Genomic DNA, 25609 nt, shown 5'->3' on the forward strand with positions numbered 1-25609 from the left:
GCAAATGCAGGTGCGTTTGTTGCCAGGAGCTCCTTTGCTTCCAGTATAATCCCCTAGTTGTGGAGCTGCCTGATTACAGGCAGCTCCTCCTTGCATATAAAAGAAAGTGGGAGTTTGAATGAATATAAAACCCAACACAATTCCTTCGCTTGTATCCATTATCTTGAGGCTGACTGAAATGCATGGTGAGCAGCGAGCAGACGAAATGTTATCTTATGCCATGGCACGCTATAAGCAGTATTATCCTGTACAAATAGCGTTGCAAGAGAAGTGCCTATGCCCAGAAGACCATTAAAAGTATGTAGTCATCCGGGGTGCGCCGTACTGAGTCCCAACGCCTACTGTGAACAGCACAGTAGAGATCGTAGACCGGCAGAGCAGAACAGGCAGACAGCACATCAGCGCGGATACAACAGCCGCTGGCGTAAAGCAAGGGCAACTTATCTGTCAAGGCAGCCACTATGTGTACACTGCTTGCAGGCTGGCATGTATACATCTGCTACTGTAGTGGACCATATCGTGCCGCATAAAGGAGACAGCGCGCTGTTCTGGGATAAGACTAACTGGCAGCCACTATGTAAGAGGTGCCATGATATTAAGACAGTCACAGAAGACGGCGGCTTTGGTAAGCCGGTCAAGGAGAGAGAGTAATGGATAGTGATAAGAGCAAGCGCAGGTTTATCTTAGAGTTCGATGAGCCGCCAGCGTTCCTCTTTGTGTCTGGTGGTGGGCATAGCGGCGATGAAACGATATACATACAGGGGCAAAAGGTACAACATTGGACGGATTTACAACTTAACGCAGGTGTAGATGATGTAACAACCTATAAAATTGGCTATATAGCAGTAAAAAGCAGGGAAAATGAGGTGAAACGGGAGGGGGTCTAAAAATCCTTAAAAACCGCTTCGGAAAGACCGCACGGACCCCTTCGCGTGAATTTTTTTCCCAAAACTACAATTTTTTTGGACGAGGTGAGAGTATGCCAGGGGGGAGACCACCAAAACCATTGCAACTTGTCCAAGGGCACCGGACAAAAGCCGAAATGGCTGTCCGCGCACAAGGTGAAAGTGAGCTGCTCACTGGCGTTCACCTGAAAGAAATGCCCGAGGTCAAAAAGAACCCGGTCGCGCATAAAGAGTTTGCCCGAATCAAGAAGCTGCTGAAGTCTATCGGTAAAGACGATGACCTGTATGGCAGCATGATTAATTTGCATTGTCTCCTGCATGCTGAGTGCAAGGAGATCGAAGAGAACAAGGAGATGTTTCGCCAGACGCTGCTGGATTTTGAAGAACAGGCAGCGGAGGAAGATATGCCATTCTCGCAAAAGATGGATCTGAAGATGAAGCTGCAAAAGCAAGTTCTTGACTGTGATAAGGCACTGAAAGATAAGCGGAAAATGCTGATTGATATTTCTAAGGAGAATATCATGACAATTCAATCTGCGCTGCGTTCTGTACCGAAAACACCAGAGACGAAATCACAAAGTAAAATGGCCTCCTTCCTGCAGAAGAGAGGGATAGGCAATGCTACATAATCCAGACAGAGCTTTGCAGGTAATTGAATTCCTTCAGTTGCTCAATCTTACTGATGATTTTTATGGACAGCCCTTCGTTTTGCAAAAATGGCAGCATGATGTGCTCTGGGATGTGTATGGCACAGTGAATGAACAGGGGTACCGGCAATACCGGTACGCCTATTTGGAGATTCCGAAAAAGAACGCAAAGACAACGACCATTGCTGCACTGTCTATCCAGCATCTGATCTGTGACCCGCCCGGCGGACAGATTTATTGCTGTGCAGCAGACAAAGCGCAGGCAAGCTTAACATATAAGGCAGCCTTGCAGATGATTGAGCAGGACCCGGATTTAGCAGCTATCCTCAAGATCACGGACAGTCGGAAAGAAATCGTAAACAAGCTGACGGGCACATTTTTAAAAGTTATGTCTGCAGAGGCGTATACGAAGCACGGAATTAACCCGACGGTCGTAATTTTTGACGAGCTGCACGCACAGCCAAACCGTGACTTGTGGGATGTTATGACATTTGGCTCCGGTGCCGCCCGTAAGGAGCCGCTATACTGGGTCATCACAACAGCTGGAGATGATCCGGACCGCCACTCAATTGGCTGGGAAGTACATGAGTATGCGCTGAAGGTGAGAGACGGAGAACTGAATGACCCATATTGGTACGTCAAAATTTTTGCAGCTCCTGAAGATGCTGATATTTTTGATGAAAAAACATGGTATATAGCCAATCCTTCGCTGGGCGTCACGATTGATATTGAATCTGTTCGACAAGAGGCAATTGGAGCCAAGAATGATCCAGCCAAGGAAAAATTGTTCCGATGGCTCCGGCTGAATCAGTGGATTTCCCTGAAGAAAATCGGCTGGCTGCCTCTTACCTTGTGGGATAGCACAGTATCCCAACTGAATAAGAGTGACCTGCTCGGCAAGCGCTGTTATTTAGGGCTGGACTTATCCTCCACAACAGACTTAACGGGCTTAACCTTGCTCTTTCCGCCGCAAGATGGACTGCCGCATTGGTATTTTTTCAGTGAGGGCTGGGTGCCGGAGGATAACATGAAGGAGCGGGTAAGCCGTGACAAAGTGCCGTATGATCGCTGGGTGCAGGGCGGCTATATGCATGCAACGCCAGGCAATGTCATCGACTACGGATTTGTGGAAGCCCGTATCCTGCAGCTCAGCAAGCAGTATCGGTGCCAGGTGCTCGGTACGGACCCATGGAACAGCCGTATGCTGACACAACGGCTCATGGCGAAGGATGTGGATGTTCTTGAAGTTAATCAGAACATGGCTATGATGTCGCCGGCCATGAAGGAAATTGAACGGATGCTGAAGTCAGGCATGATGAAACACGACCACAATCCATTAGGCCGCTGGTGCTTTGGGAATGTGGTCGTTGCTGTTGATGGCAATGAAAACATCAAACCGATGAAAAACAGGTCCACAGACCGCATTGACCTAACGGTATCTCTTATCAATGCCATGGCAGTAGCTGTCAAAATGGAAGATGCCCAGAAGCCAAGTGTGTATGAAGGACGAAGCTTCTTGATGTTATAGGGGGAGGTGAGGCAGTGGATTTGGCAGACATCTTAATTTTAGTCGGTATTGTACTTCTTAGCATCGGCTGTGGCATGATCTATCTCCCGCTCTCCTTTGCGGTACCAGGTATCATTTTGCTATGCATCGGCTTGAAAATAACATTTTTAAAGCCTGTTGTAGCGCAAAAAGGGGGTGAGAAAACATAATGGGTCTCTTTTCTAAGGCGGTCGAGAATCGCTTTCTAATCACAACATCCTATTCCGGACTTGTAGGGAACATTGACGTGTTGAGCCTGTCGCCGCCGCAATCGGATGCAGGTGTAACGGTCAACGAAAATATTGCTATGCAAAACGTAGCCGTGAGCGCTGCAATCGGCATCATCAGTGAAACAATCGGCTCCCTTCCATTGGAATTATACAAACACATGAAGGATGGCCGGCAGATTGCGAAAGAGCATCCGGTGTGGATGCTCATCCATGACAGCCCGAATCCGTTCATGACCGCTATCGTATTCTGGGAGTTGCTCATGTCACATGTGCTCAGCTGGGGCAACGGCTATGCTGAGATCGAGTGGGGGGCGGATGGATGGCCAAAGGCATTATGGCCGCTTCGTCCAGACACGACATTCCCTTATGTGGATTACAGCGATAATTCGTTTAAATATCGGGTCTCTTTCAATGGACAAATCCGTGAGCTGAAGCCGCATCAGGTTCTGCACATACACGGCTTAGGCTTCGATGGATTACGCGGCTATTCTCCTATCAAGATGCACACACAAGCTATCGGGCTTTCGATTGCGCTTGAAAAATTCGGCGCTTCCTACTTCGGGAACGGAGCGAAACCGGGCGGCGTGCTCGAGCATCCGGGACAGCTATCGGACACGGCAAACGCTAATCTTCGGACTGGTTGGGAAACGATGCACAAAGGCTTGGACAACACGCACCGCATCGCCATCCTCGAGGAGGGTATGAGCTACAAACAAATTGGCATTCCACCAGAGGACAGCCAATTTTTGGAGAGCCGAAAATTCCAGATTGCAGAAATTGCCCGTATCTATCGGGTGCCGCTGCACATGTTGGCTGAGTTGGATCGCTCCACAAACAATAACATTGAGCACCAAAGCATTGAGTTTGTAAAGCATACTATCCGTCCATGGGCTATTAAGATTGAGCAGGAAATCAACAGCAAGCTCCTTTTGCCGCGGGAGCGGAAGAAATACTTCTGCAGCTTCGACATGGATGATCTGCTGCGCGGCGATATGCTGAGCCGGTACAATGCCTATCAGATTGCGCGGCAAAACGGCTGGATGAGCGCAAATGATATCCGAGCAAAAGAAAACCAAAACCCTATCCCAAAAGAACAGGGAGGCAATGAGTACATGGTGAACAGCGCCATGCAGCCGATTTCTGTACTGATGAAAGGGGGTGGAAATAATGAAGCTGGAAAAACGAACGCTGACAATCAGCGACCTGGAGATCAGGGAGATGGAGGGCAATGATGGCGATGAAGGGGCTCAAGCACCTGTTATCAGCGGTTATGCTGCTTTGTACAACTCAGAAAGCGAACTGCTCTACGGATTTTTTAGAGAGGTTATCCGTCCGGGAGCATTCGATTCCTCCATAAACGGCGATATCCGCTGCCTATTCAACCATGATTCCAGCTATGTGCTCGGCCGGACAGCATCCGGCACCCTGCAGCTACGCAGTGATGCAAAAGGGCTCTTCTTCTCGGTTACGCCGCCGGATGCTACCTGGGCAGAAGACCTGCAGCAGAGCATCAAGCGCGGTGACATCAATCAGATGTCATTTGGTTTTACGACCGAAGATGACAAATGGGAAGATCTTGAAGATGGCACAACCCTGCGCGAACTGCTGGATGTGAATCTGCTGGAGGTGTCCATTGTGACTTTCCCAGCCTACACAAGCACCTCTGCCAGCGTGAGAAGTGCAGAAGAAATTGAAGATGAAGCAATTCGAAAGCAGTTTGAGCAGCGCCATCAGCACCAGGGCTCAAGCCGCTTTTTTGAATTCCAACTAAAACTAATGAAAATGGGTGATTAAATGGCAAACGTGCATACGATTTTGGAATTGCGCCGCCAGCGTGCGAACGTGGTCAAGCAGTATGAGGAAGTGCTGAACCGTCATAAAGAGGAGAAGCGCAGCCTCACACAAGAGGAAGAGAACCAGCTGGATAAGCTGCACAATGAAGAAGTATCCCTGCGCAAGCAAATCGAGCGCGAGGAGTACCTGGAGGAGCAAAACAAGTCTCTTGCCGGTCATGAGAACCGCTTTATGGCGGATGACAAAGAAAAGGCAGAAGTAAACAAGGATGAGTATCGTTCTGTGTTCAGCAAGTGGCTGACAGGCGGCGTGGAGATGCTGTCTACAGAAGAGCGTAACCTGCTGTTCAGCCAGCGCTCTGAAGAACGTGCAATGAGTGCCGGCACCAATACAGCTGGTGGATATACGGTGCCACAGGGCTTTTATAACAAGCTCATTGAGGCGCTGAAGTTTTACGGCGGCATGCGCGATGTAGCGAATGTCATCCAGACAGAGATGGGCAACGCTTTGCCAATTCCATCTGTCAATGACACATCGCAAGTTGGTGCGATTGTGGCAGAAAACACTGCTGTCACGCAGCAGGATGTTACCTTTGGACAGGTTACACTGAATGCTTACAAGTACACGTCCAAGCTGATTCTGGTATCCATGGAACTCCTGCAGGATTCTGCATTCAATCTTGAGGATTATTTGGCAAAGGCGCTCGGCGTGCGGATTGGCCGCATTCACAACACGCACTTTACGACGGGGACAGGTACATCTCAGCCGCAGGGCGTTGTGACAGGTGCCACGCTTGGCACCACAGGTGCAACAGGACAGACAACATCTATCGTGTATGACGACCTCATTGAGCTGGAGCACGCAGTGGACATTGCATATCGTCCCAATGCACAGTTTATGATGCATGACAGCACGTTAAAATCATTGAAAAAGCTGAAAGACAGCTATGGCCGCCCACTCTGGTTGCCTGGTCTTGCCTTCAAGGAGCCGGATACGATCAACGGCTACAAATACACGCTGAACAATGACATGGCGACGATGGCAGCATCTGCGAAGTCCATGCTGTTCGGTGATTTCAGCAACTACTGGATTCGCGATGTGCTCGGCATCACGCTGGTTCGCTTCAACGAAAAATATATGGATTCTGGCCAAGTGGGCTTCGTGGCGTTTGCTCGTGCAGACGGGAAATTGGTCAACGCCGGAACCAACCCGATTGCGTACTATCAAAACTCAGCAACTTAATGGAGAGTGCTTCTGCACTCTCTTTTTGATGAAGGAGGCGTGCATATGTTGAGTTTGGCAGATGCCAAAGCATATCTCAGAGTAGACTTTGCCGATGACGATGCGCTTATTACGGCGCTAATCGCCGCGTCAAAAGACCACATTGAGACATTTCTCAAGCGCCCGATTGATTCCGCAGCCATGACAGCCGCAAATCAATGGACGGTCCCGAAAACGATTGACATTGTACAGCAAATGCTGGTAACGCACTGGTACGAAAATCGGGGCATAGTCGGACCGGCAAACCTCAAGGAACTGCCGTTCACGGTAAAAAGCCTGCTCACACCGTACCGATTGGGGATATATCAATGAATCCGGGGCTGATGAGGGAGCGGATCACGGTGCAAAAAGTCAAGCGCGTGAACGATGGCATAGGCGGCTCTATCCAAACATGGGTGGATGTCGTGACCACCTTCGCACAGGTTGTCATTTTGAATGGGTTGGAGGACTATGAGCAGCAGGCTCTGACAAATACGACCTACTACAAAATTATCACGCGCTATCGCTCTACGCCGATTGACCCCTTCAACCGCATCGTCTGGCGCGGCCGTCTTATCGACGTGAACAGCGTGCTGCCGGATGCGAAGCGGATTTATGTGACTCTTATGTGTCAGGACGTGAAAGTGAATGGCGAATAGGGGATTTTATACAGAATTGTCTGGGCTGCAAAGTGCAATTAGCAAGCTACAAATTTACAACATTGCTAAAAAAGCCGGTGTGAAGCGCGTGGTGCAGGAAACAGCGCAGAACATCAAACAAGAAGCACAAAGCCTCGTGCCTTACATGACAGGCGATACAGAGGAGAGCATTAAGCCGAAGTATTTTGACGGCGGTCTGGCTGCTACCATTGGGCCGCGCAAGCCGCTTGGTTGGAAGGCGCATTTTCTGGAGTTCGGCAGCTATAACGTATTGGCCAAGCGCGAAATCCCGGCTCGCCCGTTTATGGGCCCGGCGTTTGAGCAGAATCGGGAGCCGTATTTGCAGAAGCTGCGGCAGGAGCTGCGTGATATATGATTGCGCTTGATGTGATTCAGAAAGCAATTTTTCAGAAGCTGAGTACAACCGGCAACATTACTTCGTTCTGCGGTGTGTATGATCTTATCCCGGAAAATGCTTCTTTCCCATATGTCCGTGTAGGTGATGACCGCGCGGTGCCTTGGGAGACAAAGAGTTTCGACGGGCATCAGGTTACGAGCACTATCCACATCTGGAGCGCGTACAAGGGTAAAAAAGAGGTTAAAAACATTATTTCGCTTGTAGATAATGCGATTCGTGCCGGTTTAACATTGGATGCCGGTTACACTATGGATTTTTGGCGGCTCAGCAGCGCAAATATTTTGGAGGATGACCGGTATCAGCATGGTGTCCTCACCTATACTTTCAGAATTGTACAAAGATAAGGAGTGAGATAAAATGGCAGATTTAACACCTACCGTGATTAACCCAAACGCCTCTTCTTTTTCAGCTACACTTGTTGCAGCGGCAGCAGGCGGAGACACATTTATCAACGATGGGAAAACAGTATTCCGCGTGAAAAATGCAGGCGGTTCTGCAGTGACTGTCACGTTTTCTACACAGTCAGCCAACAACCACGGATTTAAGCAAAATTTAGCCGTCACCGTGCCGGCTACATCCGGCGATGTACTTGTAGGACTCTTTGATCCAGAGCGCTTTAATGACAGCAACGGGCGCGTCAACGTGTCCTACTCAGCGGTTACATCCGTTACGGTTGCACCAATTTCATTAGGCTATAAATAAGGAGGTATAAGGCATGGCAAGAGGTTTGGATTTTATTATCAAGGTCAATACCGGCACGATTGCATCGCCTACATGGACGACTGTAGCTGCCCAGCGCGGCGGCACACTCAAACGGGATGCCGATACACTGGACCTCACAACAAAGGATTCTGCCGGATGGCAGGAGCTAGATTACGGCCTGCGCAGCTGGGGCATTGAGGCAGACGGTCTGCTAGTCGAAAATGATGCCGGCTATCTTGCGCTGGAAAATGCGTACATGACCCGAACAAAGGTACAGGTTTTCGCACAGACAGCGGCCGGGTCTAAGTATCAGGGAATGGCAGTTCTCAAATCTTTCCCGATTGAAATGCCTTATGATGACAGCGCGACTTACAAAGTCACATTTGAAGGCAGCGGCGCATTGCAAAAGATTTAGGGCGAGCTTCGGCTGGCTCTTTTTCTTTTCTAGAAAAGTAAATGGAGGAATGCACAATGGCATTTATTGTTCTAAACCAAAAGCAATACGAACTTAAATTCACTTACAAGTCCCTTCTCTCCCTCGAAAAATACTTCAAAAAGCCAATCGCAGATGTATTTCAGTCCGGCCTAGACCTTGAAAACTTGAATGCCGTCTTGTGGGCATGCCTGCAGCGTGAAAGTGATTTCCGAGGCACGACGATTGTTGATATTGAAACCCTGCTGGATACAGAGCTGGAAGCGACGCTGGATTTTGATGTATTGAATGCAGCTATTACGCAAGCACTGGATGAGAGCGTGATCTTAAAAAAAATGAAAGCCCAGGCGGATCGTCTGCAACAGCAAGCGGAGCTCAACCAAGTCGCACAATAAACATCGACCAGCTGCAGCAGCAGGCGTTCCTCATGGGCATCAAGGCTACTGAACTATTGACCTATACGCCGAGAGAATTCGAAAACATGTACCTGGGCTGGTTGCTTTTAGAAAAGCGAAAAGCCCGGTACATTCAGTTTCTACTTAGCCCGCATGTCAAACGGATGCCGAGCATCGCGGACATTTTGGGATTCGAGGAAGAGGAAATAAAATCCATTACGCCTGCTGAGAAGCGGCAGCAGCTGCAAGAGATGAAGCGGCTCTTCGGGGAGGTGACAGAATGAGTGAAGTTGCATCTATATTTGTCCGAATCGGCGCGAATTTGAGTGACTTGGATGCCGGTATGGCGCAGGCAACAGGGTCACTCAACCGCTTCGGCGGCCAACTGCGCCGTCTGGGCAACGAAATAAACACGAGTATTAATGCATCTATGAGCAACATGAGCAAAGAATTTGAGCTATGGAAGGCACGCACCGGCGCAACGGAAAACAGCACCACAGGATTGACACAAAAGCTCACGATGCAGCGTGAGAAATTCCAGGACCTTGGTGCAGCCATTCAGCAGCAGGAAGCCATCCTGGAGCGCCTGAAGGCTGTGCACGGCGAGAACTCCATACAAGTGATGCGGCATCGGGGCAGCTTGTTGGATTTACAACTCGAGTACGAGCGGCTACGCGGCTCGATCCAACAGACGGAAAACGTACTGAACCGCAACCCGTTCCAGCGGCTTGGAGCCAGCATTAAAGCGAACTCACAGGCGATGCAGGACGTCGGCAAGCAGGTAGGGATGACAGCCGGTGTAGTCGGCGGCGTGATGGCAACGGCAATCGGTACGGCTGTCAACAAGTTTACAGATTTTGAGTCTGGTTTGTCAAAAGTCGGAGCACTGGCCGGCGCATCGAAGGATGATCTTAAAGCACTCTCTGCAACCGCGCTGGAGTTAGGGGCGAAAACATCGCAGACCTCCACGCAAGTGGTGCAGGGGATGCAGACACTGGCGCATTACGGCTTCAACGCACAGCAGATTATGTCAGCCATGCCGGGCATTCTTTCCTCTGTGGAGGCATCTGGAGAGGATTTTGCGGTTGTAGCGGACACAGTAGCCAGTGCGCTGAACACATGGAAAATGAAAGCAGAGGAGACCGGCAGGGTGTCTGATGTGCTGGCGGCTGTAGCAAACCAGACCGCAGCCGGCATGGTGGACATGCAGTACGCATTTAAGTATGCGGCGGCGCCAGCAGCAAGCTTAGGCATTACTATGGAACAGTTATCTGCAGCGATTGGCATTATGGCCAATAATGGCATTCGCGGCGAGACAGCAGGTACATCCCTTCGGGCATCCCTGTTGCGTCTTGCGGATCCGCCGAAAGAAGCTGCTGCACAGCTAAGAGAATTAGGCGTACATGTCGTGGATTCAGGCGGCAAGTTTGTCGGTTTGAAGTCAATTGTTGAGCAACTGGGGCATGGCATGAATGGGATGACAGATGCACAGAAGGTAGCAGCGATGAGCACCATCTTCGGTACAGAGGCAGTATCTGGCATGTTGGCGATTGTAAATGCGGGTCCGCAGGAATTAGACAACCTGACAAAATCCCTACAAAACAGCGGAGGTGCCAGTGCAGAAGCTGCAAAGAAGATGAAGGATAACCTCGGCGGCTCTTTAGATAACCTAAAAGGATCCGTAGAAACCGTGCAAATCAAGTTCGGAGAAGCTCTGGCCCCTGCTATCCGCTCAGTTACGGAGGCAATAAACGGGCTGGTGAATAAATTTAATGCGTTGTCACCGGGGACACAGCAATTTATTGCAGTTGCAGTGGTGGTTACAACAGCATTAATTTTGTTAACGGCCGTAGTCGGCTTTCTCGTTTCCGGTCTGGGTGCCTTGGTAGTTGTTGAATGGGCTGTCATCGCGCCCATCATCGGCATTATAGCCGCTGTTGTGGCTGCCATCGCTATTATTGTGATTATAGCGGCTGTCATTATTCAGCACTGGGGGCAAATTAAGCAGTTTACGATAGACACCTGGACAACAGTATCCAGTTGGCTATCAGGTGTATGGGCTTCTATTGTCGGGATTGCAATGTCTGTCTGGGGGGCAGTTACGGGTTTCTTTACGGCTGTCTGGACAGGTATTCAAAACGTGTTTACGACAGTGTTAGGCGTGATTCAGGGGATTATATCTGCTGTATTTACTGCGGTTGGCAGTGATATTCAAAATATTTTTAACGGCTACATGGCATTTTTTACAAATGTGTGGACACTGATTAAAAATATTTTCCTTGGGGCTTTGCTTCTGATCGTGGATTTGTTTACGTTCAATTTTTCTGCTATGCAAAAGGATGCAGAAGCCATTTGGAATAACATTCTTGGCGCATTGCAGGGTATCTGGAGTTCAATTAAACAGATATTTTTCTCGGAACTCGACATCGTTAAGCAAGCCTTATCATCGGCATGGTCAGCTATATCCGGTGGGACTGCAGCTGCTTGGAATGGCATTAAGGACTTCTTTTCGTCGATGTGGAGCGGAATAAAAAGCATCTTTAGCTCTGCTTGGGATTGGCTAAAGAGCATCGTCTCAAATTCATCCAGCAGCGTAATCAGGACAGCTGAAGATATGGGGAACAACCTTATCAATACATTTAAAAACATAGACCTTGTTGAAATCGGAAGGAACATTATACAAGGCTTAATTAATGGTATTGGCAGCATGGCCTCATCGGTGTGGAAGAAGGTTACTGATATTGCTGACAGTGTTACAAATGGTTTGCGTAAGGCATTAGATATTCACTCTCCCTCTCGTGTTACCGAGGATTTAGGTGAATTCACAGGGCAAGGCTTTGCCATCGGTATCCAAAACACAGTAGACCATGTAGTCCGGAGCTCCAACGATTTAGCGAAAGCAGTGCAGATCAATCCGGAACTCAGTGACAGCCAGGTGCCTGCCGTCCGGCCGCCTGCAGCTGATTTGAAAACAAATGCAAAGACAAAAGGTGATACAACGATAAATGTATATACACAATCAGTCAGCATGGACGAAGCAGAACTGGTGCGTGCGTTAAGGAGGGTGGAGATGCTGTATGGCTGATGTAATGAGTTGGATTGATGCGGATGGCAATGAGACCATCCTGAGCAATCAACCGAACTATATGGTGCTGCCCGGCACGGCTGGACGCTTTATGCCACCTGTTGAATTTATAGAAGGTGAAGTGCCATTCCAAAGCGGCAGCTATCTGCGGCAAGTCAATATCAAATCGCGTGATGTAGACATACCACTGCGTGTGACAGGCGCTAACGATGCAGAAATATGGGGCATCCTCCGCAACCTCTTACGGCTGTTCAATCCTGTACGGGGTAATGGGCGGCTGCGTGTGACAGCACCAGACGGGAGCCAACGTGAGCTAACCTGCAGGTATCATAGTGGTCTGGAGTTGTCTGAAACACTAGAAAATAGGATGGAGACATTTCAAAAGTTTATTCTAGTGCTGCGGGCATTCGACCCCTTTTGGTATGATGTGGCCACAAATGTGCAGACATTTACGACCGGACAGCCGGCAACCTTTTTCCCGTTCTTTCCTATCAGGCTTTCGTCCAGCACGGTGTTTGCTGACACTTCGGTTAACAATACCGGTGATGTACCTGCGTGGCCAGAATGGATTATTACAGGGCCGGGAGACACTATTTTTTTGCGCAACCTGACAACAGGTGAGGTACTAAACTTAAATACGAGTTTAGGAGCCGGTGAGACTTTAACGGTTGACACAAAACCAGGTAAAAAATCGGTACGGAAAGGTGATGGAACAAACCTGTACTATACGCTCTCTGATGACTCTGCGCTGTGGTCTCTCCGACAAGGTGTGAACAATATTCGAATTGAGATGTCGAATGCGACAGATCAATCAAGTGTGCAGTTGTCCTATCGCAATCGGTACTGGGGGGCCTAGTCGTGGCAGTTTATAAGATTTATGTGAGAGATCAAAATTTTAATAAAGTCGCTGAAATAGACGATTATGCATCGTTAGAGATGGTCTCCCGTTTTAATGCTGTGGGCGCATGGACAATGGAAATTCACACGAACACAGCAGCTGCGCGAGAGCTAGTTAAGCCGCGTGCCGGCATCATTGTAAAACGGGATGGCATAACAGTTTTCTCGGGCCCAGTCACACAGCGAAAACGGAAGTGGGATATTTCGACTGACCAGCTCACCTTGAGCGGTCTGGATGACAATGTATGGTTGAGCCGGTACCTTGCTCTACCTGTTACAAGTGGCCCGCCTTACACAACTGCGGACTATGACGTGAAAACAGGACCAGTCGAAACGGTGATGAAGGCATATGTAACTGCCAACATGGGCAGCGGTGCTAAGGCAGATCGGCAACTGAACATCACAATAGAGCCGGATCGGGCAAGAGGAACAACCGTCACAGGCCGGGCGCGGTTCTGCACACTGCTGGATTTGTTTTCTACACTTGCGCTTGCCGGCGGAGATATAGGATTCCGGATTGTACAAGCAGGCAATGGATTACAATTTTTTGTATATCAGCCAGCAGATAAAACAGCATCAGCCGTATTTAGTCCTGCACTCGGCAACCTGCTGTCCTTTGAGTACAGCGATGCAGATCCAGACGCAAACTATATTATAGTCGGCGGCAATGGAGATGGTACTGCGAGGACTTTTGTAGAATCTGGCGACCCTGGTAGCATCGCCGCATATGGCAGGATTGAGGAGTTTCTGGATAACCGCAATACGTCCAATGTATCTGAGCTCAACCAAGCTATTATAGCGGAGCTGGCGCAGAAGGCACAGAAGACTAGTCTGACCATTACACCCGTCGATACAGAGTCTATAGCTTTTGGTCAGGACTACAGTCTAGGAGACCGGGTATCTGTCATTTTGACACAGCAAAATGAGGCAGGCGGACAAGATGTACTAGATACCATACAGGATGTGGTGCGGGAAGTACGGTTTAAGATTACGACTGACGGCGAGGTCATTACCCCCTTTATCGGGACTCCTGATACGCTCAGTCACCCTATCATGGGGATTTTTAGGAAGATGAAGCAGCTTAACAACCGCGTGAGCAATATTGAGAGGAGGTAATAGCTATGACACAAACATACTTCCCGTTTGACAGTGGGGCCGGGGCAAATGCTACGGAGACACAATGGTCCAAGATGGCGAAGAACTGGCTGCCAACCGGGGTGCTAAAGGGCGTCATGAACGAATTGCTTGTGTTTGCAGACAGCACAGGCATGCAGATAAAGGTCAACACAGGAGCAGCTTGGATGCAAGGGCATTATTATGAATCAGATGCAATTGTCACTCTGCCCATCGCTGCGGCAAATGCAACAAACCCGCGTGTGGATAGAGTGGCCCTACGTGTCGATTGGACATTGAACACCATTGCACTTGTAGTCCTGCAGGGGACGCCAGCTGCAACACCAGCAGCGCCTGCTCTTACGCAGAATACTAGTCGTTGGGAAATCTCCCTCGCGCAAGTACGTGTGGATGCAGCGGTGGCCACTATAGCAGCTGCAAAAGTGACGGATGAAAGGTATATCGTTAAAAATCCGAACGCTTTTCCTGAGGCTTGGAGAAATATTACGGGACTGTTATTAAGCGCGACAACAGGATTGGCCGGGGACAACCCGCTGCAATGCCGAAAGAATGAATCAGGAGAGAATGAACTGCGCGGCACATTTGCAAACCCAGGGAACTGGGGAGTCGGGAACATCTTTTTTTACATGCCGGCCGGATATGGGTCTGCCAAAACTGAGTACATCACCGGGCAGACTGGTACGTCTATATATACGCTCATCATCCGCGCGAGTGACCGGGCGGTTATTTTATTTGAGTTATCCGGACCAATCCCGGCAACAATCAGAATCCCTGGTATCTTCAGATACCAGAGCGAGTGATAACAGGGCCTTAGCCGACCGCCTTTTATATAGATTTTGAAAAAGGGAGAGTGCGTGATGTTGGAAATGTTAGGCTTGCAAGAGCTGCAGAGTATTTTTACCACGGCTGCAAAGTTTATCTGGCTTTTGGGTTTTGCCATGCTACTGGATATTGTCACAGGTGTAGCAGCGGCGTGGAAAGAAGGGAAGCTGTACAGCCGGAATGCTTGGTGGGGCTACGTGAGAAAGCTGTTTGTTTTCGTGCTCATCATGTTAGCTGCCATTATTGACTTGCTGCTGAAGCTCGATGGTGTAGTGACGTATGGAACGATTTTCTTCTATACGATTAATGAAGCTCTTAGCATTGTAGAAAACGTGACACGCGTGGGTCTGAATGTACCGAGCGTCATTACAGACAAGCTGCACGTGATCCAAGATACAGAAAAGAAGGAGGGGAATAAGAATGCTGACATTTGAAAGCAATGTAATTAATGGCGTTCCCGTAGAGGTACGGATCATCCCGAACACAAACAAGGATGTGCGCCCAGGCTATGCCATGACCCCTAAATATGTCACAGCACATGAGACAGACAACACAGATGCTGGCGCCAATGCGGATGCACATGCAAAGTTTTTGTACAATCAAGCGGTTGGTACAACGTCCCGAGTCGCTTGCTGGCACATCACGGTAGATGAAAACAAAGCCATCCAGCACATCCCGTTTGACGAAAATGCTTGGGCTGCAGGTGATGGCGGCAATGGAACTGGCAACCGGCAGTCCATTCATATGGAACTGTGTGTGAACGCTGGCGGTAACTTTGAGAAAACGAAGGACAATGCAGCCAGAATTGCTGCATACTTGCTGAACCGATTCAACATTCCGGTCAGCACTAACTTCGTACAGCATAACAAGTGGAGCGGGAAGAACTGCCCTTCCACAATTCGAGCAACGGGCGCATGGCCGGCACTTGTGGCAAAGGTACAAGAATATCAAAAGGGAGTGGTCAAAATGGCAGCAACATATGTACGTACAGGCGGATATGCAGGGGATGCGCTGAAAGAGGTGCACGGCCTGCTGCTGCAGAAGAATTGGGGCTACACACCGGCCCGGAAGAGCGATGGCACGCTTGAGTTTACGGTAGGCGGCTTCACATCCGATGCACCTTCCCAGGCTGCGCTTGCGGAGTTGGAGCAATTCCTAGTTGGGCACAAGTATTGGTATGATAAATTCACGGTGTAAGCAACAGCCCTCTTCCGTGTGGAGGAGGGCTGTTTTTTATTTATCTATCCAATTGATAAGTGCAAGCCTTTTACATGCAGTACACTTCCATTTTCGTGTACGCTGTAACACAGTCATTGTCCGGTCGCAGTTTGGGCAAGTAACCTTTTGTTTTGCCATTCCTAAATAGATACATCCAATTGCACATAAGCAGATAAACGCCGCGGGGATAATGCCTATGATAGTCGTAAATAAGATAACTGCTATGATAAAACAGGCAATTCCGAGCGCGATCCACAAGGTCCCGACTAATCGTTTTGCCACACTCACCTTTTCCTTCCGCAGTTCCAGCACGTAAGCATCGCCTGATGCGGTTGTTTTAACCTCCATGATATTCTCCTCCTTCCACCCAAATATCCTCTACACGTAAATCCAAAATTTTAGCAATTCTTATAGCAACCAATAAGCTCGGAGTCCCACCTTGCACAAGTGCTGTCATAGTCGAGTTTGCAATTCCGACTCTTCTGGCTATAAACCCGTATCGTAATCCTCGCTCGTCTAAAATTTCTTTTAACTTGCTTTGTAGCACATCCCCACCTCCTATATATGTATTCGCCCTAAAAATTTTTTGTCCTTTTAGAAATCTTTTTTGTGCGGACAGGCAAATAGAAAATGTCTAATGCGTATACCTTTATTACTTCCACATGGAAGTTAAATGAGAAGGGAGCGGATAAATAGTGAGATCGCGATATAAAGCACTGCCTGAGACACCGTTATACTGCCCGCAGACTGTTTTTAATCACTGGGTTGAGGCCGACACAGACGAGGAAGTGGAATCCGTATACGACTATCTGCAACGCCACCAAGCCTTCGACAATCCAGAGTACGTCCATCTTGTTGAGCTGTTTGATGATGACTTTATCGGCCCATACAATGAGCAGGGTTTCCAGAGGCACATTGATGCGTACCTGAACCCGCCTCCGCTGCGGGGGTGGTAGGGTGAGAAATCAATATGCCTGGCTAAACAGCACGCCGTATCTGTACAGCTCGCAGGCGCTGCGCGGCCTGTACAGCGATGCCCGCAGCAAGGAGGAAAAGCGGGCGATCCAGCGGCACATTGAACGGCATAATGCAGACAGTCCGATTTACCCCGGATACTTTGATCTGTGTGAGGATATTGAGGAGGAGCTCGAGGTGCGCGTGCTGGACTGGGAGGAGCTGCAGGAGGAATTTGAGATTGTGAAGCGTGGCAGCAAAATTGAGTTCCGGCGCAGGAGAGATGATTGATGAAGGACCGTCCGCAATATCGGCACCTGAACGAAGTCGGTTGCCTGTATCCTGCTGAGCAGCTGCAGGATCTTTACGACCAGGCACAGGATCCAGACGAACTGGAGGCCATTTTATGCCATCTGCACCAGTACGATGTGGCTGATGACTTCCGCTATCTGCACATTACCGATTTGATCCAACGCTACAGAGAGGAGGAAGAACTATGACTATCGTAGGTGAGGCAATTGTCGTCTGGACCGCAACCGGTTTGTCTGTCATGGTTATGAAAGCCGCAGAAAAGAAGGGGCTGACAATTCCAGCATGGCTTCCAGCAATGACAATGCGGGCAACCTTTGCAGGCTCGTGCATCTATCTTCTTCAATATGTGCTCAATCATTTTCTCTGATAGAACATATACCGGGAATTGCCCCGCTCTTACTGCCGCAAGGCCTATAGCCTGTACACTGCGCTGCCAAAAACGAGGGGTAATATCCCTATTGAAGGGATATAAAGGAGGTTAAAACCATGTTCGAACTGCTTTTAGTCCCAGCTGCTGCGCTAGTGCTCGCGATGCACGGCGATAAGCTCAAGAAAAAACAGGATGACAAAGAAAAGATTAAAGTGTTTTTTGAGGTGGCCGGCATCGCCATCAAGCGTGACGACAAGCTGCAGTACCCAACCTGGGAGGAGACGAAACGCGATGACCGGAGCACCACCTATGTCTACAAGCTGCCGCTTGGCATGCCCAGTAAGGTTATCCAGAAGGTTGAGGAAATCGTAGGGGAAGGTTTGGGGAAGCCGGTCAAAATCACCTATGACAACTATCTGCTGCGCATCCGGGTTTTCTCTCGGCATATCCCGGAGAGATGGAACTGGACACCAGAGCTGGTGGAGCCGGGCAAATGGCGCGTACCGATGGGGCAGGGGTTGGATCAACTCTATTGGCACGACTTTGACAAAATCCCGCACTTGACTGCTGGCGGCCTGACCCGGATGGGAAAAACGGTCTTCCTCAAGGTCCTAACTACGACCATCATCGAGTCGCAGCCAGAGCATGCACACTTCTTCGTCATCGACTTAAAGGGTGGGCTTGAGTTCGGCCGGTATCGGCACCTGAAACAGGTGAAGGGGATTGCTGAGACACCAGAGGAAGCCTTTTTGACACTTCAGTACATTGTGGGGCTGATGATTGAAAAAATGGAGCTCATGAAGGCGCAGCATCTTTCAAACGTAGTGGAATCCAATATGCCCGGGCGCATCTTTGTCATCGTGGATGAGGGCGCAGAGCTCTGTCCAGGCAAGGGTATGCCGGCTAAAAAGAAAAAAATGCTGGAAGGCTGCCAAGAGATGCTTTCCCACATTGCACGAATCGGCGGCGCCTTAGGTGTCCGGTTGGTGTTCTGCACGCAGTATCCGACAGGTGACACGCTGCCGCGGCAGGTGAAGCAGAATGCAGATGCAAAGCTGGGCTTCCGCCTGCCGACACAGGTCGCCTCTCAGGTGGTACTTGATGAGCCGGGGCTGGAGCAGCTGCCTACACTGCCAGGGCGGGCGCTATTCAAAACGGACCATATTGTGGAGCTACAGGTGCCGTATATCTCTGACCAGCAGATGTGGGATATTTTGAAAAAGCATGAGGTGAAGCCAAGTGAACCTGTTAAAGCAGCAGAAAACAGAACGGCAGATGAAGATTTTGATCTTGATTAAGCAGCTCCATTTTGCCACACGCCGGCATCTGATGGCTGTGCTGGATCTGGGCGGCATCCGTAATGCAAATCGCATTTTAAAGGAGCTGCAGCCGTACCTGAACATTCACACCTACCGCAAGGAACATGTCTACTCCCTCAATAAGGCAGGCCGGCTGCTGTTCGGAGAGGAGGGGAAGTCTTTTACCGCTCACATGGTAGCTCATGCGATGCTGCGCAACGAAGCCTGGCTGATGATGGGCTGCCCGGACGACTGGCAGATTGAGACGATGATTAGGTACAAAATCGAAGATAAGAAAAAGACCATCCTTCCTGATGTAAAGCTGCTGGATGATCAGGGTATCCTGTGCGCGGTGGAGATCGACCGGGCGCAGAAAATGAAGGCGAATGAGGTGAAGCTTCAGAAGTATGCCGAACTCACCAAATACTATCGTGAGCGCTACAATGGCCGCAAGCCCATCATTTACTTTTTTACTATTACATCATACCGGTGCATGAAGCTGGAGCAGCTGGCCGCAAAGTACGATGCACATGTGATTGTACAGCAAATCATGGAGGTGTGAGCAAGATGGGACTGTATGGTAAGAAGGACGAAGAGCTTACTGTTTGGCAGTACAATCAGGAGAACGTGGTGAATTACAATGATGATGAGGTCTGCCCTAGCTGCGGTGAGGAGATGATGCTGATCTACGATGACCTGCCGAATGGCCCGAGATTCTGCCTCAGCTGCCGATGAAATGGGGGTGAAGTTTAAATGAAAAAGTGCCGGCAAATGCCGACACTATGCAGGTTCAAGTCCCTATCACTTTTCTAACAAAAACAGATGACTTTCTAACATCCGTCTAACCGTCCGTTAGAACATACCAGGATGAAGTGCTTTGAAGCTGTCGCGCATGACCTTACAAAGCCGCACTGCATCTGACTTCTTACCATGTACTGAGATGTACTCAGATATGCCTGCGCAATCCCTTAGGATATGCGTTTTTCAGTATACCCTGTGTTTCTTTCCCCCAGCCGAGTGTATACCCGTCGATGGTGACAACACTCCAGCCATGGCTGCCGCCTGTCTGCAGCGTTTCCCCGCGCATATAGGCCTTCCACTCTTCCTGCTCCGATTCCAGGCTGATGACATGCTGCACATCGTCAGGCTGCAGCGCCAATGCCAGTGCGTGATTCGGCTCAAAGCGGTTCTTTTTAAATTCCCCGAGATGCAGCCCGGCCCGGATAACCTTCAGCTTATCAAAGGAAGGGGATGATTCGGGGACAGCATACAGCTGCATGCCAAATGTGAAAAGTATGCCTGCGGCAGGCTTGGACAGAGTCTGCTTCGCGAATGCCTCGTACTCCTTGAACTGCTGCTTTGTGACCGTGCTTGCAACAGGTTTGACTTTTGAGGAAGAAGGGCCATGCTTCCGCAGCTTCGCTACAAAATGACCTTCTCCTTTTAGCAGTTGCGGCCAAAGGCGGACAGCAGATGTCATGTCTGTTTCCTTTCTGCTCCACTCAGTGCGCCCCGGTGCCAGGCCGTGCTCTTTGGCAATCGGAATTAACTCCATATCCGGATACTCTGCCAGCAGCCATTCAATGATCTGCTCATTTTCCTCCGGTGCAAAGGTGCAGGTGGAATAGACAAGTGTGCCGCCTTCCTTCAGCATAGCATAGGCATGGTGCAGAATTTCGCGCTGCTGTTTGGCACAGTTTTCCACATGCTCCAGGCTCCAGTAGGAAATGGCATCCGGATCCTTCCGAAACATGCCTTCGCCGGAGCAAGGGGCATCGACGAGAATTTTGTCAAAAAAACCGGACAGTCTGGCTGCCAGCTTGGCCGGTGTTTCGTTTGTGACGATGCAGTTGCGGACACCGAGGCGCTCAACGTTTTCCGCCAGTGCTTTTACACGTACAGGATGAATTTCGTTTGCAAGCAGCAAGCCATCCCCCTGCAGCCTGCCGGCAAGGTGGGTGGACTTGCCGCCGGGTGCTGCGCACAGATCCAAGACGATATCGCCCGGTTCCGGCGACAGCACCTCGCCTACGAACATGGCACTCGGCTCCTGGATATAATAAGCGCCGGCCGCGTGCAGCGGATGCTTGCCGGGCTGCTCTGCTTCTTCATAGTAAAAGCCTGTTTCGCAAAATGGCACAGGCTGCAGCTGAAAAGGCTGCTTCGCCAGGAAAGTATCGGTGGAACCCTTTAAAGGATTCACGCGTAAGCCTGATGCTTTCGGCTGATTGTAAGTAGCAAAAAAGGCCTCTGCTTCTTCTCCAAGCAGGTATGTATATTTGTCAATAAAATCTTTAGGTAGTTGCACAAGCATAGCTCCTTTCTCTTTCCCTATTATAGCGGGAAAATGCAAATAATATAGAGGAAACTGTACAATGATGAAAATGACTTCGAAATTTCGGTGATTCAGTCGTTTGTTCTTGTTCCTTGTGAAACAACAGGCGTGGTACACTAGCAGTAAGCCGCTTTAGGGAGGGATACATATGAACGTGAACTATGAGGATATCGTTGACGTACAGAGCTTTGGGAAAAGCAACTCAAAGCGGATGAACGATTTGTTGCGCTTGGCAGCGGGAGCGGGAGCTGTCCCTGCTGATCAGGATGAGGAGAAGGTGTTGTTTCTGGCCATTGATATGCAAAATGACTTTATGGAGCACGGCGAACTGGCGGTCCCTGGTTCCTATGGGGATGTGGAACGGGCAACGCGTTTTATTCACAGAAACTTTCATGCTATCACAGACATTGCTGTGTCGCTCGATACGCACCAGCCGCAGCAAATCTTCCATCCGTGCTGGTGGGAGGGACAGGACGGGGAGCATCCGGCGCCGTTCACGATCATTACTGCTGCGGATGTGGAAGCCGGGGTATGGCGGGCGTTGTATGAAGAGCAAAAGAGCTTGGAATATGTGCGGCAGCTGGAGCGGCTGGGCCGGAAGCAGCTGTGCATCTGGACGTATCATTGTCTGGAAGGGACAGGAGGTGCCGCATTGGAGCCGCAGTTTGCCAACATGGTGTATTTCCACTCTGTAGCGAGACAGTCCGAGACAAAGCGCATTGTCAAAGGGCAGGACCCTCTCAGTGAAATGTACGGCATAATCCGCCCGGAATACAGCGAGCAGGACGAATACGACACAAGCTTTTTGGAGGAGCTGCAGCGCTACAGCAAAATCATGATTGCAGGAGAGGCAAAGTCGCACTGCGTGCTGGAGTCGGTGCGGCAGATTGCCGAGTATTACCGTAATCAGCCTGAGGTGACAGCAAGAATGTACCTGTTCGAGGATTGCATGAGCTCCATCCCGGGCTTTGAAGAAGCGACGGAGCGGGAGTTCGGGGAGTTGCGGGAACAGTATGGCATGCAAATTGTAAAATCTACAGAGCTTTCACTGTAGCATGAGGAGAGAGAACCATGGTTATCATTCGTGCAGAGCAGCCGGCGGATATTCCGGCGATTGCAAGGGTAAATGAATTGGCGTTCGGCCGGAAAAATGAAGGGAAGCTGGTGGACTTAATCCGTCATTCAGAGCACTTCATCCCGGAGCTGTCGCTGGTGGCCGAAGAAAATGGGGAAATCGCAGGCCATATTTTATTTAGCAGTGCTATGATTGAGCGGGAAGGCAGCGTGCAGCCGATGATCACACTGGCACCAATGGCGGTTGTGCCGGGACAGCAGGGAAAAGGAATTGGTTCGCAGCTTGTGCGAGAGGGACTTCGGGTGTGCAGGGAGCTTGGGCACCCGCTTGTCGTTGTGCTGGGGCATTCCACATTTTATCCGAAGTTCGGTTTTGTCATTTCTAAGGAAAAGGGTATTCACCCGCCGTTTCCAGTGCCGGACGATGTGTTCATGGTTTGTGAGCTGGAGGAGGGGGCAGCCGCCCGCTTTCAGGGAACCGTGCAATATCCGCCGGCTTTTGGCGCAGTCTGAACAAACATACCGTCAGCTTCCGGGCTGGCGGTTTTTCTTTTATGATTTTTCCTCCCGTTGCACACGATAAGAGTGAAAAAAGGAGGGAGCCATTATGGTATGGGAAGTAGTTGAGGGCATTGAGAAATACGCAAAGCGGCTGGATGACAGAAGCAATGTGGACGCCCTGCTGGAGCGCGCCGGCCAGGCAAAGGTTGTGCTGCTTGGCGAGGCATCACATGGCACATCTGAGTTTTACACGACACGGGCAGAAATTACGAAGCGCCTGATTGAAGAAAAAGGCTTCACTGCAGTCGTTGTCGAAGGAGATTGGCCATCTTGTCAGCAGGTAAATCAATATATCAAACGATATGAAGATGCACCTGCGACACCGGAGGAAGCAGTGAAGGCATTCAACCGCTGGCCGACTTGGATGTGGGCAAATGAGGAGATGCTGGAGCTGTACCGTTGGATGCGTGAGCACAATGATGGGCGCACGGACGGAACAAAGATCGGCTTTTATGGGTTTGATGTGTACAGCTTATGGGAGTCGATTGATGAGGTGATTCGCCATCTGGGCAAGAAAAGCAGTGCGGATGCAGAGGCAGCGCGACAGGTGTTTGAGTGTTTCGCCACATTTAACCGCAACACCGAAAGCTACGCCGTGTCGGCCGGGCTGCTGTCCGAAGGCTGTACGGATGAAGCTGTCAAGCTCCTGGCAGAGGTGCGCCGCCATAAGCATGCATACACCACCCGCGAAGAGGAGGCGCTTGATTTAGAGGTAAATGCCCTTATTACGGCAAACGCGGAGCACTACTATCGCATTATGGTACGCAGTGACAACGAGTCATGGAATGTTCGCGACCGCCATATGGTGGAGGTGCTCCATCATGTGATGAAGTTTTACGGTGAGGATGCGAAGGTCATTGTATGGGCGCATAACACACATGTCGGCGATGCGCGGGCAACGAGCATGCTGGAGGAGGGAACAGTCAACGTCGGACAGCTCGTCCGGGAGCAGCATGCGCCTGAGGATGTGTACATTATTGGGTTTGGTACGTATACAGGTACTGTGACAGCTTCCGAGGAATGGGGCTTGAACCTCGAGCGGATGCACGTGCCGGCTGCGCGTCCAGGCAGCTGGGAAGAGCTGTTGCACCGAACAGGCCCTTATGACAAGCTGATCATGTTCAATGAGGAAAACCGTCCGATTTTCTCAGACCGAATTGGACACCGGGCCATCGGGGTTGTCTACCGTCCGCGCTATGAACGTTACAATTATGTGCCGTCACAGGTTTCACACCGGTACGATGCCTTCATCTATCTTGAAACGACACAGGCGCTGCACCCATTATCTGTTCCGGTGGTGCTTGTCTAAGTGCGTCACTATGTGTCCACAAAACTGGTCGATACTGCGGAGGCATACATCCTGTCTGCTTACCCTGTTTTGCAGCCATCCGCAGTTTCGTATCGGGATGGCTGGCTGACGCTTCAGCAGGCATATGAGGAAGGAACGTATACAAACCGGTATTTTCTCATGCCTGATATAGACGAAGATGGTATTCAGACCTCCAGTGAGAAAGATATTCTGACAGTCATCCTCCCCAAAAGATAAAAGAGACAGTGGCAGCTGTCTCTTTTGCTTGTTTTCGCTTCTGTTTATAGGTACAATTTTCCTATGATGTAAACAGGGGGAATAGAGTATGAAGGAGTTGCGGACGAAAGCAGAAGTGCAGTCATCCTACCCAGTTATGGCAGAGCTGTGCGGCCATTTATCGGAAAAAGAGTATGTACAGCGTGTAGCAGACATGCAGGGAGACGGTTATAGGCTATTTGGTTTATATGAAAGGGAAGAGCTCGTATCACTGGCCGGCGTGGCGATTCGAATGGATTTATTCAATGGACGGCACTTATGGGTGTATGAGCTCGTGACGGCGGGCAAGCATCGTTCTAAAGGGTACGGGCATGTGCTGGTGCAGCAGCTTGAGGAATTTGCAAGCGAGAACGGCTGCAGCAAGGTTGTATTGTACTCCGGGATGTCCCGGATTGATGCCCACCGATTCTGGGAAGAGCAAGGTATGTATGAAAAACGCGGATATGTTTTTAAAAAAGAGCTTGTGTAGCTGTACCCCGCCCGGTCGCTGAGGACCGGGTTTTTTGGAATGGATATAGGGCCGGGATTGTATAAAGTACAGCTGTTTGTCCAACAAAGAAAGTGATGGTGTAAGCAGAGGGGAAGCAGCTTCTTGATGGAAGAAACCGGTTTTGTAAACAATTTCACATATTGATTTCCAATAAAAACATATTTAAAAAGCGTGATGTTTAGTATATGATGAATATGTGCTGAACGAGATGATCGCAATCAGCCAACGAGATATGGAGAGCTGTCCGAGAGGCCGAAGGAGCACGATTGGAAATCGTGTATACGTCATAAGCGTATCGAGGGTTCGAATCCCTCGCTCTCCGCCAGATATGCGGGCGTGGCGGAATGGCAGACGCGCTGGCTTCAGGTGCCAGTGGTGGCAACACCGTGGAGGTTCGAGTCCTCTCGCCCGCACTTTGCGGAAGTAGTTCAGTGGTAGAATACAACCTTGCCAAGGTTGGGGTCGCGGGTTCGAATCCCGTCTTC

Annotated in this window: 37 protein-coding genes and 2 tRNA genes; 36 read left to right on the forward strand and 3 right to left on the reverse strand. The window is 49.9% G+C overall.

Annotated elements, in window-relative coordinates; genetic code table 11:
• The first annotated feature begins 276 nt into the window (after positions 1–276).
• The 22 genes from NK662_RS18740 to NK662_RS18845 all read left to right on the forward strand — a co-directional run bounded on the left by NK662_RS18740 (position 277) and on the right by NK662_RS18845 (position 16124).
• Positions 277–651: an HNH endonuclease gene (locus NK662_RS18740; RefSeq protein ID WP_254760475.1), complete on the forward strand. Its 375-nt coding sequence runs from the start codon at positions 277–279 to the stop codon at positions 649–651.
• On the forward strand, positions 651–887 hold the full coding sequence (locus NK662_RS18745) for a hypothetical protein (RefSeq protein WP_254760476.1): 237 nt from the start codon (positions 651–653) through the stop codon (positions 885–887). The genes NK662_RS18740 and NK662_RS18745 overlap by 1 nt, the downstream gene beginning before the upstream one ends.
• 119 nt (positions 888–1006) lie before the next feature.
• Positions 1007–1534, forward strand: coding sequence for a hypothetical protein (locus NK662_RS18750; RefSeq protein WP_254760477.1), 528 nt, complete (start codon positions 1007–1009; stop codon positions 1532–1534).
• Positions 1524–3080, forward strand: a complete 1557-nt coding sequence (locus NK662_RS18755; protein ID WP_254760478.1) for a terminase large subunit — start codon at positions 1524–1526, stop codon at positions 3078–3080. Before NK662_RS18750 ends, NK662_RS18755 begins: the two co-directional genes overlap by 11 nt.
• 14 nt (positions 3081–3094) lie before the next feature.
• A complete protein-coding gene (locus tag NK662_RS18760; protein WP_254760479.1) occupies positions 3095–3268 on the forward strand; it encodes a hypothetical protein in 174 nt (57 codons plus the stop codon).
• Positions 3268–4560: a phage portal protein gene (locus NK662_RS18765; RefSeq protein WP_254760480.1), complete on the forward strand. Its 1293-nt coding sequence runs from the start codon at positions 3268–3270 to the stop codon at positions 4558–4560. Before NK662_RS18760 ends, NK662_RS18765 begins: the two co-directional genes overlap by 1 nt.
• On the forward strand, positions 4496–5122 hold the full coding sequence (locus NK662_RS18770; RefSeq protein WP_254760481.1) for an HK97 family phage prohead protease: 627 nt from the start codon (positions 4496–4498) through the stop codon (positions 5120–5122). Before NK662_RS18765 ends, NK662_RS18770 begins: the two co-directional genes overlap by 65 nt.
• Positions 5123–6364, forward strand: coding sequence for a phage major capsid protein (locus tag NK662_RS18775; protein WP_254760482.1), 1242 nt, complete (start codon positions 5123–5125; stop codon positions 6362–6364). It begins immediately after the preceding gene.
• Positions 6365–6409: 45 nt separating this feature from the next.
• The gene (locus NK662_RS18780) at positions 6410–6715 is read left to right on the forward strand and encodes a head-tail connector protein (protein WP_254760483.1); all 306 of its coding nucleotides are present in this window, start codon (positions 6410–6412) and stop codon (positions 6713–6715) included.
• A complete protein-coding gene (locus tag NK662_RS18785; RefSeq protein ID WP_254760484.1) occupies positions 6712–7041 on the forward strand; it encodes a phage head closure protein in 330 nt (109 codons plus the stop codon). Before NK662_RS18780 ends, NK662_RS18785 begins: the two co-directional genes overlap by 4 nt.
• 16 nt (positions 7042–7057) lie before the next feature.
• Positions 7058–7417: an HK97-gp10 family putative phage morphogenesis protein gene (locus tag NK662_RS18790; protein ID WP_254760485.1), complete on the forward strand. Its 360-nt coding sequence runs from the start codon at positions 7058–7060 to the stop codon at positions 7415–7417.
• Positions 7414–7803 (forward strand): DUF3168 domain-containing protein, encoded by a 390-nt coding sequence (locus NK662_RS18795; RefSeq protein ID WP_254760486.1) that lies wholly within the window; start codon positions 7414–7416, stop codon positions 7801–7803. Before NK662_RS18790 ends, NK662_RS18795 begins: the two co-directional genes overlap by 4 nt.
• 13 nt (positions 7804–7816) lie before the next feature.
• Positions 7817–8161: a hypothetical protein gene (locus NK662_RS18800; protein ID WP_254760487.1), complete on the forward strand. Its 345-nt coding sequence runs from the start codon at positions 7817–7819 to the stop codon at positions 8159–8161.
• Between the two features lie 13 nt (positions 8162–8174).
• The gene (locus NK662_RS18805) at positions 8175–8576 is read left to right on the forward strand and encodes a phage major tail protein, TP901-1 family (protein WP_254760488.1); all 402 of its coding nucleotides are present in this window, start codon (positions 8175–8177) and stop codon (positions 8574–8576) included.
• 56 nt (positions 8577–8632) lie between these two features.
• Positions 8633–8989, forward strand: a complete 357-nt coding sequence (locus NK662_RS18810; RefSeq protein ID WP_254760489.1) for a tail assembly chaperone — start codon at positions 8633–8635, stop codon at positions 8987–8989.
• A gap of 32 nt (positions 8990–9021) precedes the next feature.
• Positions 9022–9273, forward strand: a complete 252-nt coding sequence (locus tag NK662_RS18815; RefSeq protein WP_254760490.1) for a hypothetical protein — start codon at positions 9022–9024, stop codon at positions 9271–9273.
• A complete protein-coding gene (locus tag NK662_RS18820; protein WP_254760491.1) occupies positions 9270–12074 on the forward strand; it encodes a phage tail tape measure protein in 2805 nt (934 codons plus the stop codon). The genes NK662_RS18815 and NK662_RS18820 overlap by 4 nt, the downstream gene beginning before the upstream one ends.
• Positions 12067–12930 carry a phage distal tail protein gene (locus NK662_RS18825; RefSeq protein ID WP_254760492.1) on the forward strand — a complete coding sequence of 288 codons (864 nt, stop codon included), beginning with the start codon at positions 12067–12069 and terminating at the stop codon, positions 12928–12930. Before NK662_RS18820 ends, NK662_RS18825 begins: the two co-directional genes overlap by 8 nt.
• Positions 12931–12953: 23 nt before the next feature.
• Entirely contained in the window at positions 12954–14087 is a 1134-nt protein-coding gene (locus NK662_RS18830; protein WP_368736081.1) for a siphovirus ReqiPepy6 Gp37-like family protein, read from the forward strand.
• Between the two features lie 5 nt (positions 14088–14092).
• On the forward strand, positions 14093–14905 hold the full coding sequence (locus NK662_RS18835) for a hypothetical protein (RefSeq protein WP_254760493.1): 813 nt from the start codon (positions 14093–14095) through the stop codon (positions 14903–14905).
• A 57-nt stretch (positions 14906–14962) separates the two neighbouring features.
• A complete protein-coding gene (locus tag NK662_RS18840; RefSeq protein WP_254760494.1) occupies positions 14963–15361 on the forward strand; it encodes a phage holin family protein in 399 nt (132 codons plus the stop codon).
• Positions 15348–16124, forward strand: a complete 777-nt coding sequence (locus NK662_RS18845; protein WP_254760495.1) for a peptidoglycan recognition protein family protein — start codon at positions 15348–15350, stop codon at positions 16122–16124. Before NK662_RS18840 ends, NK662_RS18845 begins: the two co-directional genes overlap by 14 nt.
• 36 nt (positions 16125–16160) lie before the next feature.
• Here NK662_RS18845 and NK662_RS18850 read toward each other — a convergent pair whose 3' ends face one another.
• Complete coding sequence (locus NK662_RS18850; protein ID WP_254760496.1) at positions 16161–16493, reverse strand: hypothetical protein; 333 nt, start codon at positions 16491–16493, stop codon at positions 16161–16163.
• On the reverse strand, positions 16483–16692 hold the full coding sequence (locus tag NK662_RS18855) for a helix-turn-helix transcriptional regulator (protein WP_254760497.1): 210 nt from the start codon (positions 16690–16692) through the stop codon (positions 16483–16485). The genes NK662_RS18850 and NK662_RS18855 overlap by 11 nt, the downstream gene beginning before the upstream one ends.
• Before the next feature lie 148 nt (positions 16693–16840).
• On the opposite strand from NK662_RS18855, the gene NK662_RS18860 reads away from it, so the two are divergent.
• From NK662_RS18860 to NK662_RS18890, 7 genes are all read left to right on the forward strand, one after another.
• Positions 16841–17101, forward strand: a complete 261-nt coding sequence (locus NK662_RS18860) for a hypothetical protein (RefSeq protein ID WP_254760498.1) — start codon at positions 16841–16843, stop codon at positions 17099–17101.
• 1 nt (position 17102) lies between these two features.
• On the forward strand, positions 17103–17390 hold the full coding sequence (locus tag NK662_RS18865) for a hypothetical protein (RefSeq protein WP_254760499.1): 288 nt from the start codon (positions 17103–17105) through the stop codon (positions 17388–17390).
• Positions 17390–17599, forward strand: coding sequence for a hypothetical protein (locus NK662_RS18870; protein WP_254760500.1), 210 nt, complete (start codon positions 17390–17392; stop codon positions 17597–17599). Before NK662_RS18865 ends, NK662_RS18870 begins: the two co-directional genes overlap by 1 nt.
• Positions 17596–17778, forward strand: coding sequence for a hypothetical protein (locus NK662_RS18875; protein WP_254760501.1), 183 nt, complete (start codon positions 17596–17598; stop codon positions 17776–17778). Before NK662_RS18870 ends, NK662_RS18875 begins: the two co-directional genes overlap by 4 nt.
• A gap of 119 nt (positions 17779–17897) precedes the next feature.
• Complete coding sequence (locus NK662_RS18880; RefSeq protein WP_254760502.1) at positions 17898–19079, forward strand: FtsK/SpoIIIE domain-containing protein; 1182 nt, start codon at positions 17898–17900, stop codon at positions 19077–19079.
• Entirely contained in the window at positions 19021–19641 is a 621-nt protein-coding gene (locus NK662_RS18885; protein ID WP_438503641.1) for a replication-relaxation family protein, read from the forward strand. The genes NK662_RS18880 and NK662_RS18885 overlap by 59 nt, the downstream gene beginning before the upstream one ends.
• A 5-nt stretch (positions 19642–19646) precedes the next feature.
• A complete protein-coding gene (locus NK662_RS18890) occupies positions 19647–19814 on the forward strand; it encodes a hypothetical protein (protein WP_254760503.1) in 168 nt (55 codons plus the stop codon).
• Between the two features lie 211 nt (positions 19815–20025).
• Here the strand turns inward: NK662_RS18890 and NK662_RS18895 are convergent, their stop codons facing one another.
• Positions 20026–21393: an RsmF rRNA methyltransferase first C-terminal domain-containing protein gene (locus tag NK662_RS18895; RefSeq protein WP_254760504.1), complete on the reverse strand. Its 1368-nt coding sequence runs from the start codon at positions 21391–21393 to the stop codon at positions 20026–20028.
• Positions 21394–21562: 169 nt separating this feature from the next.
• On the opposite strand from NK662_RS18895, the gene NK662_RS18900 reads away from it, so the two are divergent.
• The 7 genes from NK662_RS18900 to NK662_RS18930 all read left to right on the forward strand — a co-directional run bounded on the left by NK662_RS18900 (position 21563) and on the right by NK662_RS18930 (position 25537).
• Complete coding sequence (locus NK662_RS18900) at positions 21563–22468, forward strand: cysteine hydrolase family protein (protein WP_254760505.1); 906 nt, start codon at positions 21563–21565, stop codon at positions 22466–22468.
• A 17-nt stretch (positions 22469–22485) separates the two neighbouring features.
• On the forward strand, positions 22486–23001 hold the full coding sequence (locus NK662_RS18905) for a GNAT family N-acetyltransferase (protein ID WP_254760506.1): 516 nt from the start codon (positions 22486–22488) through the stop codon (positions 22999–23001).
• A 94-nt stretch (positions 23002–23095) separates the two neighbouring features.
• Positions 23096–24358, forward strand: a complete 1263-nt coding sequence (locus NK662_RS18910) for an erythromycin esterase family protein (protein ID WP_254760507.1) — start codon at positions 23096–23098, stop codon at positions 24356–24358.
• A gap of 12 nt (positions 24359–24370) precedes the next feature.
• Positions 24371–24595 carry an alpha-crystallin domain-containing protein gene (locus NK662_RS18915; RefSeq protein ID WP_254760508.1) on the forward strand — a complete coding sequence of 75 codons (225 nt, stop codon included), beginning with the start codon at positions 24371–24373 and terminating at the stop codon, positions 24593–24595.
• An 88-nt stretch (positions 24596–24683) separates the two neighbouring features.
• A complete protein-coding gene (locus NK662_RS18920) occupies positions 24684–25103 on the forward strand; it encodes a GNAT family N-acetyltransferase (RefSeq protein WP_254760509.1) in 420 nt (139 codons plus the stop codon).
• A 255-nt stretch (positions 25104–25358) separates the two neighbouring features.
• Positions 25359–25449, forward strand: a tRNA-Ser gene (locus tag NK662_RS18925).
• Between the two features lie 5 nt (positions 25450–25454).
• Positions 25455–25537, forward strand: a tRNA-Leu gene (locus NK662_RS18930).
• Positions 25538–25609: the final 72 nt, after the last annotated feature.

Source organism: Ectobacillus ponti, from assembly GCF_024294785.1.
Classification (GTDB): Bacteria; Bacillota; Bacilli; order Bacillales; family Bacillaceae_G; genus Ectobacillus; species Ectobacillus ponti.